The organism is Kerstersia sp. (assembly GCF_052103615.1).
Lineage (GTDB): Bacteria > Pseudomonadota > Gammaproteobacteria > Burkholderiales > Burkholderiaceae_B > Kerstersia.
Map to the genome: position 1 here is coordinate 85,811 of NZ_JBQEKA010000001.1, position 10,113 is coordinate 95,923.

The following is a 10,113-nucleotide window of genomic DNA, read 5'->3' on the forward strand; positions in this document are numbered from 1 at the left end:
TTAGATCATGCACCTGCCCATCGGGACAAGCTGTGTACAAGTCCAGTACTTGCCATCAGCACAGCCTGCCCCCGAACCCCCTTAAGCTTGCGTCGCGTGCAGATGGCGGCTGTACGTATGCACTTCATCGACCAGCGCGCTGACAGCTTCCACCGGCGTATGGCGCGAGATGCCATGCCCCAGATTGAAAACATGCCCGCCAGTCGCGACCGGGCCGTAAGCATCCAGCACCCGGCGCGCCTCATGGCGTATGGCCTGTTCGCCGCCGAACAGAGCCATGGGATCCAGGCAGCCCTGCAAGGCCACGCTATCCTGCACACGGCGGCGTGCCTGCGCCAGGTTCACCGTCCAATCCACCCCGACGGCATCGCAGCCCGACGCGGCAATCGCTTCGAGCCACAAGCCTCCGCCCTTGGTAAAGACGATCACAGGCACGCGGCCATCAGGCCGGTCGCGCTTTAGCCCTTGCAGCACCCGCTGGATATAGACCAGCGAGAACTCCTGATACAAGCCATCAGCCAGCACACCGCCCCAGCTGTCAAAAATCATGACAGCCTGGGCGCCAGCCTCGATCTGCGCATTCAGATACGCTGTCGTGGCCTCAGCATTGACCTGCAGAATGGTATGCAGCAGGTCGGGCCGCTGATACAGCATGGTTTTGATGCGCTGGTAATCATCACTGCCGCCGCCTTCGACCATATAGCAAGCAATCGTCCAAGGGCTGCCGGCAAAACCGATCAGGGGCGCCTTGCCCCCCAGCTCGTGGCGGATCAGCGTCACGGCATCAAAGACATAGCGCAGTTTTTCCATATCCGGCACCGCCAGACGCTTCACGTCGGACTCATCACGGATCGGAGAATCAAAACGCGGCCCTTCGCCATCGGTAAAGCGCAAGCCCAGGCCCATGGCATGCGGCACGGTCAGGATGTCGGAAAACAGAATAGCGGCATCGAACTCATAGCGCTCCAAAGGCTGCAAGGTCACTTCTGCCGCCAGCTCCGGGTTCTGCGCCAATGCCAGGAACGACCCGGCACGCGCGCGCGTGGCACGGTATTCAGGCAAGTAACGCCCCGCCTGACGCATGAGCCAGATCGGCGTGTACGGCACCGGCTGGCGCCGCAGCGCCCGCAGGAACACATCATTGCGCAAAGCGGGGAAAGTCGTTGTCTGTGTCACGTCTGATTCCATCCAATCAAGAAGGCCCGCCCCGCCTTGAAACGGCGGGATCGCAGCCGCCCTTCCGGCTCCAGGGCCGGATCAGGCTGGCACGTCTCTGCATCGAAACCGCCAGGTGCGGAAAGCGGCGCCCATAGGCGCCAGGTATCACGAACCCGGCCGGAGCGCCCCATGATGCCGGCGCAAGGTAAAGCCCCCGGCATTGTACTCAACCCTGGCAAGCAGCCGCCCTTTGGGGCCGCTCCACCGCCATGGGCGCTGGCCGGTAGCGCCGGGCATCCATGCCGTGTTTGCGCATCAGTGACCAGAACGCCCGGCGGTGCTTGCAAACCGCCCTGGCGGCTGCCGCGACATTGCCGCCGGCCGCTTGCAAAGCCACATTCAGATATTCCTGTTCAAACTGCCCCAGCACCTGCCGCTTGGCCTCCTGAAACGGCACATGCGCATCGCTGATGCCGCACAGTGACAACAGCGGCATGGCGGGCGCCGCTTCCCCCGCACCCGTCCAAGCAGGCCGCAAGCGTTCCGCAATCTCGCGGTCGTCCTGCCCCAGGGCGGCCAGCCTGGGCAAACGTGCGACACGGGCCTGCACTTCGTCGGCGTGCGCCTCGCACAACACGAAATCGTGCATGCCCAGGCGCAGCAAATCACGGATGGCAGGGGCGGTCAGCCCATCCAGCAGGCCCAGCCAAGGCACGGTATGCCCCGCATGGGAGCGCCATGCCAGCATCATGCGGGCACGGCACAAGGAAATCCGGCGTACCGGCAATACGCAGAAATCGAAACGCATCAAGGCCGGGCCCAGCCTATCCAGCGCCTGCACGGCGGCCGTATCCTCAGCGCCGCAGAGCGCACTGCCCTCCGCGCCGCAGCCTGCCCCCTCCCACTCGCCTGCGCGCCGTTTCCCGGCCCCCTGCAGGCTCTGCGCCAGCCTCAGTTCATGCAATACCAGCCGCGGCTGCGCAGCCACCATGCCCTGGCTCCAGCTTGCCGTCCACTGCGCATCCCCAGGCAACATCAGCATGCCGCCTTCCCTGACTCTCTGTGTCATTGCCAGCCCCATAAGATCGTCATCAAACAAGGCATAGCCTAAGCGCCCGCGTACTTCCCAACAATGCGCACTTGCCGACAGCCCATCCCGCTCAAGCGCTAAGAATCAGAAACCGTAGCAAAAAGTGTCTTCCAAAGAAAAACGGCCCCGAAGGGCCGTCATTCATTACCTGGCGGACTCGCCTCAGAACGAGGAGCGCACGCCCAGGTCGCGCAAACGGCGGGCCGCACTGGCTTGGGCTGCCAGCATGGCCAGCTCAGCCTCGACCACAGCAATTTCTTCCTTGCCCTTGGCGTTGCGCAGGGACTCTTCCGCCTTCTTGCGGGCGGCGAGCGCCTTGGCTTCGTCCAGCTCGGAACCGCGGATTGCGGTATCCGACAGCACGGTGACCGCGCCCGGCTGCACTTCAAGAATGCCGCCGGCGACGAAGATGTAGTCCTCGCCCTTGCCGTCAACATGTACGATTTTCACCGTACCGGGACGGATGCGCGAGATCAGCGGCGTGTGACCAGGCAGAATGCCCAGCTCGCCCGCTTCTCCAGGCACAGCCACGAATGAAGCTTCGCCGGAAAAAATGGACGCTTCCGCGCTGACGACATCGACACGAATGGTAGCCATGAATAGCCTCCGGTATTACCCCCGGCGCGCCGCGCCGGAGAATGAAGATTTGCCGCCTGAGGGCGGCAAATCCGTTCCAGCCTTACTTCAGCTTCTTGGCCTTTTCGAAGGCCTCGTCGATAGAACCGACCATGTAGAAGGCCTGCTCCGGCAGCGCATCGCACTCGCCTTCGACGATCATCTTGAAGCCACGGATGGTTTCCGACAGCGGCACGTATTTGCCAGGCGAGCCCGTGAACACTTCTGCCACGTGGAACGGCTGCGACAGGAAACGTTCGATCTTGCGCGCGCGGGCCACGGCCTGCTTGTCTTCCGGCGACAATTCGTCCATACCCAGAATTGCGATGATGTCACGCAGTTCCTTGTAGCGTTGCAGCGTTTGCTGCACGCCACGCGCCACCTTGTAGTGCTCTTCACCCACGACTTGCGGGTCAAGCTGGCGGCTGGTCGAATCCAGCGGATCCACAGCGGGGTAGATACCCAGCGAAGCGATATCACGCGACAGCACGACGGTGGAGTCCAAGTGCTGGAAGGTCGTGGCAGGCGACGGGTCGGTCAAGTCATCGGCAGGCACATAAACGGCCTGGATGGACGTGATGGAGCCAGTCTTGGTGGAGGTGATGCGCTCTTGCAGCACGCCCATTTCTTCTGCCAGCGTCGGCTGGTAGCCCACGGCGGAAGGCATACGGCCCAGCAGTGCGGACACTTCGGTACCGGCCAGGGTGTAGCGGTAGATGTTGTCCACGAAAAACAGAATGTCACGGCCTTCGTCACGGAACTTCTCGGCCATCGTCAGGCCGGTCAGCGCCACGCGCAGACGGTTGCCGGGAGGCTCGTTCATCTGGCCAAACACCATGGCGACCTTGTCCAGCACGTTCGACTCTTCCATTTCATGGTAGAAGTCGTTGCCTTCACGGGTACGCTCACCCACGCCGGCAAACACGGACAGACCGCTGTGCTGCTTGGCGATGTTGTTGATGAGTTCCATCATGTTGACGGTCTTGCCGACACCGGCGCCGCCGAACAGACCGACCTTACCGCCCTTGGCGAACGGGCAAACCAGGTCAATCACCTTGATGCCGGTTTCCAGCAGTTCCACCGACGGCGACAGTTCGTCGAAACGGGGAGCCTTCTGGTGAATGGCGCGCTTTTCTTCGCAAGCGATGGGGCCGGCTTCGTCGATCGGGCGACCCAGCACGTCCATGATGCGGCCCAGCGTGCCGTTACCCACGGGCACCGAGATCGGCGCGCCGGTGTTCACCACGGACATGCCACGGCGCAGGCCGTCGCTGGAGCCCAGGGCGATGGTGCGGACAACGCCGTCACCCAGCTGTTGTTGAACTTCGAACGTCAGCCCTTTTTCGGCAAACGAATCACTTTCGTCGGCCAGTGTCAGGGCGTCATAGACCTTGGGCATATGATCGCGGGGGAACTGAATATCCACCACGGCGCCGATGCACTGAACGATGGTACCGTTGTTCATGTCGATTCCTTGATAATAACTTTCTTGACGGGATACCGCGCCATCATCAGACGGCGGCGGCGCCCCCCACGATTTCCGAAATTTCCTTGGTGATCGCGGCCTGACGGGTCTTGTTATAGACCAGCTGCAGATCACCGATAACCTTTTTGGCGTTGTCCGACGCAGCCTTCATGGCCACCATACGGGCTGACTGCTCAGACGCCATGTTTTCGGCAACCGCTTGATACACCAAACCTTCGACGTAGCGGTGCAGCAAATCGTCGATCACGCTCTTGGCATCGGGCTCGTAAATGTAATCCCAGCCGTATTCGCCCTTGGTCGCAGCCGCAGACTCACCCGCTGCGTCACCTTTCACCTGGTACGGATCCACCAACTGGCCGGGCAAGGGCAGCAGGCGTTCGAACACAGGCTCCTGACGCATCGTGTTAACGAAGCGGTTGGTCGCGACATAGACGGCGTCGATACGTCCAGCGATGAAATCGTCGAACTGAACCTTCAGCGCGCCCACAAGACGCTCCAGGTTAGGCGCATCGCCCAGCTGGACTTCCTGCGACACCAGATTGACACCGAGACGCGTCAGCAGGCTCAGGCCCTTGTTGCCAAATGCCGTGAACTGCGTCTTCACGTTTGCCGCCTCGAGCTCGCGCAAGCGGTTCAACACCAGGCGCATGACGTTCGTGTTCAGACCGCCACACAGACCTTTGTCGGTGGTGATCACAACGACGCCTACCGCCTTCACGCTTTCGCGCTCTTGCAGATACGGGTGGCTATATTCAGGGTTGGCCTGCATCAGGTGCGAGGCGATTTCCCTTACCTTGTCGGCATAAGGACGGCCGGCGCGCATCCGCTCCTGCGCCTTGCGCATCTTGGACGCGGCGACCATTTCCATGGCCTTGGTGATCTTGCGCGTGTTCTGCACGCTCTTGATCTTGGTTCGGATTTCCTTGATTCCGGGCATTGCGCTTTCCTGTTGAGACAACCGCCGGCCTCAAACGGCCGGCTGGCTCGGGGCGGGCACCTGGCAGCTGCGCTGCCTGACACCCGCCTCTTGTCAAGATTCCTTAAAAAGCACCGTGCTTCTTGAAATCCTGGATCGCAGCAGCCAATTCGGCCTCGCCTTCCTTGGACAGTTCCTTGGTGTTTTCGATGGCTTCGATCAGGCTGGCGTTCTTGCTCTTCAGGGTATCCTTCAAGCCCTTTTCGAACGACAGAACTTTCTCGACGGCCACGTCATCCAGGTAACCATTGTTGGCGGTAAACAGCGTCACGGCCAGTTCCCAAACCTGCAGAGGCTGGTACTGAGGCTGCTTGAGCAGTTCCACCACGCGCTTGCCGCGCTCCAGCTGGCGACGGGTTGCGTCGTCGAGGTCGGAGGCGAACTGGGCGAAGGCGGCCAATTCACGATACTGGGCCAAGTCGGTACGGATACCGCCGGACAGCTTCTTGATGACCTTGGTCTGAGCAGCACCACCCACGCGCGACACCGAGATACCGGCGTTGATGGCGGGACGGATACCAGCGTTGAACAAGTCGGTTTCCAGGAAGATCTGGCCGTCAGTAATCGAGATCACGTTGGTCGGCACGAAGGCGGACACGTCACCGGCCTGCGTTTCGATGATGGGCAGTGCGGTCAGCGAACCGGTCTTGCCCTTCACGGCGCCATTGGTGAACTTCTCGACGTACTCTTCGCTGACGCGAGCAGCACGCTCCAGCAGACGGGAGTGCAGGTAGAACACGTCACCGGGGTAAGCTTCACGGCCGGGCGGACGGCGCAGCAGCAGCGAGACTTGGCGATAGGCCCAGGCTTGCTTGGTCAGGTCATCATAAATGATGAGCGCGTCTTCGCCGCGATCGCGGAAGTATTCGCCCATGGTGCAGCCCGAGTAGGCAGCCAGGTATTGCATGGCGGCGGAATCGGAAGCGGCGGCAGCCACGATGATGGTGTATTCCAGCGCGCCGTGCTCTTCGAGCTTGCGCACCACGTTGTTGATCGTCGAAGCCTTTTGGCCAATGGCGACGTAAACGCAGGTGACGCCCTTGCCCTTCTGGTTGATGATGGCATCAACGGCAACAGCGGTCTTACCGGTCTGACGGTCACCAATGATCAGCTCGCGCTGGCCACGGCCGACCGGCACCATGGAGTCAATGGCCTTGATACCGGTTTGCAGCGGCTGCGACACCGACTTGCGCCAGATCACGCCGGGCGCGACCTTTTCGATAACGTCGGTCAGCTTGGCGTCGATCGGGCCCTTGCCGTCGATAGGCACACCCAGCGCGTTGACCACACGGCCACGCAGCTCGGGGCCGACGGGGACTTCGAGGATGCGGCCGGTCGCCTTGACCGGGTCACCTTCGGAAATACCGAGATAGTCGCCCAACACCACGGCGCCGACGGAGTCGCGCTCGAGGTTCAGTGCCAGACCAAAGATGTTGTTGGGAAATTCGAGCATTTCGCCCTGCATCACGCCGGACAGGCCATGAATACGGGTGATGCCGTCGGTCACGGACACAACCGTGCCCTGCGTACGGATATCAGTCGAAACGCCCAGGCCTTCGATACGGCTCTTGAGCAGTTCGCTGATCTCGGACGGATTGAGTTGCATGTTCAGACTCCTGGAATCCAGTGTGCCGGCGATCAGGCCGCCAGCGTATTGCGCATTTGGGCCAGACGTGCCAAGACGGAATCGTCCAGCACCTGATCGCCTACTGCGACGCGCACTCCGCCGATCAGCGAGGCATCGACGGTGACATTGGGTTTAAGCTTCAGGCCGAAGCGTTTCTCGAGCGCGGCCACCAGACCTGCCAGTTCCTCGCCTTCGAGCGGGAACGCGCTGGTGATATCGGCAACGGCAGCGCCTTCGCTACGGTTCTTCAGTTCAATGAACTGCCGTGCGACCTCGGGCAACAGCAGCAAGCGGCCGTTTTCCACGAGCAAGGTAATGAAATTGCGGGCGCTGGGCGACAGTTCGGCCTGCGTCAACTGGATAAACAGCTCAATGCTCTGTTCGTCGCTCAGACGCGGATCGGAGAAGGCTTCGCGGACATCGGGCAAGGCCACGACCTGCGCCCACTGGGACAGCAGTTCGGACCAGCTTTCAGAACCCGCCGATTCCTTGTCCTTGCTCGCAGCTTCGTACAAAGCCTCTGCATACGGGCGGGCTACAGTCGAAATTTCAGCCATGGCAGTCCCGGATTAAAGCTGAGCTTTGAGTTGGTTCAGCAGATCGGCATGCGCCTTGGCATCGACCTCGCGCTTCAGGATCTGCTCGGCGCCCTTGACAGCCAAAGCCGCCACATCATTGCGCAGTGCTTCACGCACACGCTGGGCTTCCTGCAATGCTTCCTGACGAGCCTGCTCAACAATGCGAGCGCGCTCGGATTCAGCTTCCTTGCGGGCTTGTTCCAGCAGGACCGTGCCTTGCTTTTCCACTTCGGCCAGACGCGTCTGGACTTCCGTCTTGGCATTGGCCTCGATCAGACCGATACGGGCCTGTGCTTGAGCCAGGTCAGCCTTGCCTTTATCAGCAGCAGCCAGACCATCTGCGATTTTCTGACGGCGTTCCTCGATCGCCTTCGTGAGGGGAGGCCAGATGAATTTCATCGAGACCCAGCCCAAAACGAAGAACACGAGCATCTGGAAGAAGATTGTCGCGTTCAGATTCACGTTCGTGTTCCTTTTACACCTTGTGCGACTCTGCTATCCGCCTGAACGCAGGAACAGAGCCAGGAATTCCTGCCGACAGGGCATACGGTCGTGTGACAACCGCATGCCCGGCGCCGGCATCATGAACCGCCGACCAAGCCGGCGGAAACAACGGTGCTTCTTAGACGAAAGGATTCGCGAAAGCGAACAGCATGGCAATACCCACGCCAATCAGGAAGGCGGCGTCGATCAGACCAGCCAGCAGGAACATCTTGGTTTGCAGGGCGTTCATCAGCTCAGGCTGACGGGCCGAGGCTTCAAGATACTTGCCGCCCATGATACCGATACCGATGCAGGCGCCGATGGCCCCCAAACCGATGATGAACGCGCAAGCGAGGGCAACGAAAGCAACGTTGGTCATGACACACAACTCCTTGGTTAAAAATCTGAAATCGAAAAAAGGAAAATAAAAACCGTGTACTACCAATACATCCGACTCTGGCGCACCCGGCATGGCCGGGTGGCCCTAACCGATCAGTGGCCTTCGTGGGCCTGACCGATGTAAACCAGCGTCAGCATCATGAAGATGAAGGCCTGCAGCAGCACGATCAGGATGTGGAAGATCGCCCAGATCGAACCCGCCAGCACATGGCCAATACCCAGGCCAATACTGGTGGCATTCAATCCAGTCCAGGCACCGCCCAGCAGGGCGATCAACATGAAGACGAGTTCACCGGCGAACATATTGCCGAACAACCGCATCCCCAGGGACACCGACTTCGCGGCGTACTCGACCAGGTTCAACAGGAAGTTGGCAGGCGCCAGCAGCACAGCACCGATACCATGGGCATGGAAAGGCGCGCTGAACAATTCTTTGACGAAGCCGCCGGGGTGCTTGATCTTGATGCCGTAGTAGAGCATCAGCAGCAGCACGCCCATGGACATGCCCATCGGGATGTTCAAGTCAGCCGTCGGCAGAATGCGGTGGTAATACAGGGGATCGCCGTGTTCAGCGCCCAGACCGGTCCAGCGCAGAATGGCAGGAATCAGATCCACAGGGATCAGGTCCAACACGTTCATGAACACAATCCAGAGGAAGACCGTCAGCGCCAGCGGCACCACGAACAGGCGGGATTTGACGTTCGGCACAATGCTGCGGGCCTGTTCGTCCACCATATCCACCAGCATTTCGACAAATGCCTGGAAACGGCCTGGCACGCCCGATGTCGCGCGGCGCGCGGCGCGCCACAGGAAGAACACAGCCAACAGGCCCATCAACGTAGACCAGAAGATCGAGTCATAGTTGATGACATCGAACTGGGCGATCAGCGACTGTTTTTCGCCGATATTGTTGTTGTGCACCAGGTGGTGCTGGATGTAATAGGACTGAGGCGACACATCGCTGGCAGCAGCCATTTGATTCCCTACCCTGTTCTTTTGAGCCACCGGCACGAAGCCGACACACATTCATTCTTGCGGGGACGCATTATCGCGAACGACTATGACAGCTTGCGCCGTCCCCACCGCGTACTGCGAAAGAGCATCCATAGCAATGGACCCTTGAGCGCGCAGATCAACCCTGCCAGCAAAGCCGGCCAGACCAACCTATCGCCACCCTCGGATGCCGCCCACCACAGCAAAGCAATGGCAACCAGCAATTTGAACGCTTGCCCAAGGATGAACACCACCGGACTGGACTGGCCAGACACGGAAATGGTCATCATGAGACGCAGAATGAAAATCGCACTTGGCAGCAAATAGGCGCCCGCCCCTATCAAGGCAGACACACCGGCACCTGCCCCGGCGATTAACCAGGACAAGACAACAGCCAGACTTCCCATCAGAATCTGTGCAACCAAAGCTCCGGCCAGTTCCTTCCTGGCGCGAAGCGCTACTTCCGTTCGCTCGGTGGCTGTCAGCATCAGACGCGGTTCTGTTCCCTGCCCCTGCATGCCTTGCCCCCTTGTTTCTGCGAACTACCCCGCAAGCGTCAAACCCGAAAATTATAGCTCGAAAATTTTTGACAGGGCAATCCTAAATTGCGGCGCCGCAATATGGGGATGGCGGAAGCCGTTTCAAGATGCCTGGTAACAGTTCGCAATGGGGGTGCTACAGCGCATGCAGACGAGGTTTTAGCGCCAG

Annotated in this window: 11 protein-coding genes; all 11 read right to left on the minus strand. The window is 60.3% G+C overall.

Annotated elements, in window-relative coordinates; genetic code table 11:
- Positions 1 to 81: 81 nt before the first annotated feature.
- The 11 genes from hemE to ACTJGZ_RS00420 all read right to left on the minus strand — a co-directional run bounded on the left by hemE (position 82) and on the right by ACTJGZ_RS00420 (position 9,893).
- Positions 82 to 1,188, minus strand: a complete 1,107-nt coding sequence (gene hemE, locus ACTJGZ_RS00370; RefSeq protein ID WP_441660976.1) for a uroporphyrinogen decarboxylase — start codon at positions 1,186 to 1,188, stop codon at positions 82 to 84.
- Positions 1,189 to 1,384: 196 nt separating this feature from the next.
- Positions 1,385 to 2,200 carry a hypothetical protein gene (locus ACTJGZ_RS00375; protein ID WP_441660977.1) on the minus strand — a complete coding sequence of 272 codons (816 nt, stop codon included), beginning with the start codon at positions 2,198 to 2,200 and terminating at the stop codon, positions 1,385 to 1,387.
- Positions 2,201 to 2,410: 210 nt separating this feature from the next.
- On the minus strand, positions 2,411 to 2,845 hold the full coding sequence (locus ACTJGZ_RS00380; protein WP_441660978.1) for a F0F1 ATP synthase subunit epsilon: 435 nt from the start codon (positions 2,843 to 2,845) through the stop codon (positions 2,411 to 2,413).
- 82 nt (positions 2,846 to 2,927) lie between these two features.
- On the minus strand, positions 2,928 to 4,328 hold the full coding sequence (atpD, locus tag ACTJGZ_RS00385) for a F0F1 ATP synthase subunit beta (protein ID WP_441660979.1): 1,401 nt from the start codon (positions 4,326 to 4,328) through the stop codon (positions 2,928 to 2,930).
- Positions 4,329 to 4,374: 46 nt separating this feature from the next.
- On the minus strand, positions 4,375 to 5,286 hold the full coding sequence (atpG, locus tag ACTJGZ_RS00390; RefSeq protein WP_441660980.1) for a F0F1 ATP synthase subunit gamma: 912 nt from the start codon (positions 5,284 to 5,286) through the stop codon (positions 4,375 to 4,377).
- Between the two features lie 103 nt (positions 5,287 to 5,389).
- Positions 5,390 to 6,931: a F0F1 ATP synthase subunit alpha gene (gene atpA, locus ACTJGZ_RS00395; RefSeq protein ID WP_441660981.1), complete on the minus strand. Its 1,542-nt coding sequence runs from the start codon at positions 6,929 to 6,931 to the stop codon at positions 5,390 to 5,392.
- 32 nt (positions 6,932 to 6,963) lie between these two features.
- The gene (locus ACTJGZ_RS00400; RefSeq protein WP_441660982.1) at positions 6,964 to 7,509 is read right to left on the minus strand and encodes a F0F1 ATP synthase subunit delta; all 546 of its coding nucleotides are present in this window, start codon (positions 7,507 to 7,509) and stop codon (positions 6,964 to 6,966) included.
- Positions 7,510 to 7,521: 12 nt separating this feature from the next.
- Complete coding sequence (locus ACTJGZ_RS00405; RefSeq protein ID WP_441660983.1) at positions 7,522 to 7,992, minus strand: F0F1 ATP synthase subunit B; 471 nt, start codon at positions 7,990 to 7,992, stop codon at positions 7,522 to 7,524.
- A gap of 160 nt (positions 7,993 to 8,152) precedes the next feature.
- Positions 8,153 to 8,392, minus strand: coding sequence for a F0F1 ATP synthase subunit C (gene atpE / locus ACTJGZ_RS00410; protein WP_068371391.1), 240 nt, complete (start codon positions 8,390 to 8,392; stop codon positions 8,153 to 8,155).
- 113 nt (positions 8,393 to 8,505) lie between these two features.
- Positions 8,506 to 9,387, minus strand: a complete 882-nt coding sequence (atpB, locus tag ACTJGZ_RS00415) for a F0F1 ATP synthase subunit A (protein ID WP_441660984.1) — start codon at positions 9,385 to 9,387, stop codon at positions 8,506 to 8,508.
- An 83-nt stretch (positions 9,388 to 9,470) separates the two neighbouring features.
- Positions 9,471 to 9,893: an ATP synthase subunit I gene (locus tag ACTJGZ_RS00420; RefSeq protein WP_441660985.1), complete on the minus strand. Its 423-nt coding sequence runs from the start codon at positions 9,891 to 9,893 to the stop codon at positions 9,471 to 9,473.
- Between the last annotated feature and the right edge of the window lie 220 nt (positions 9,894 to 10,113).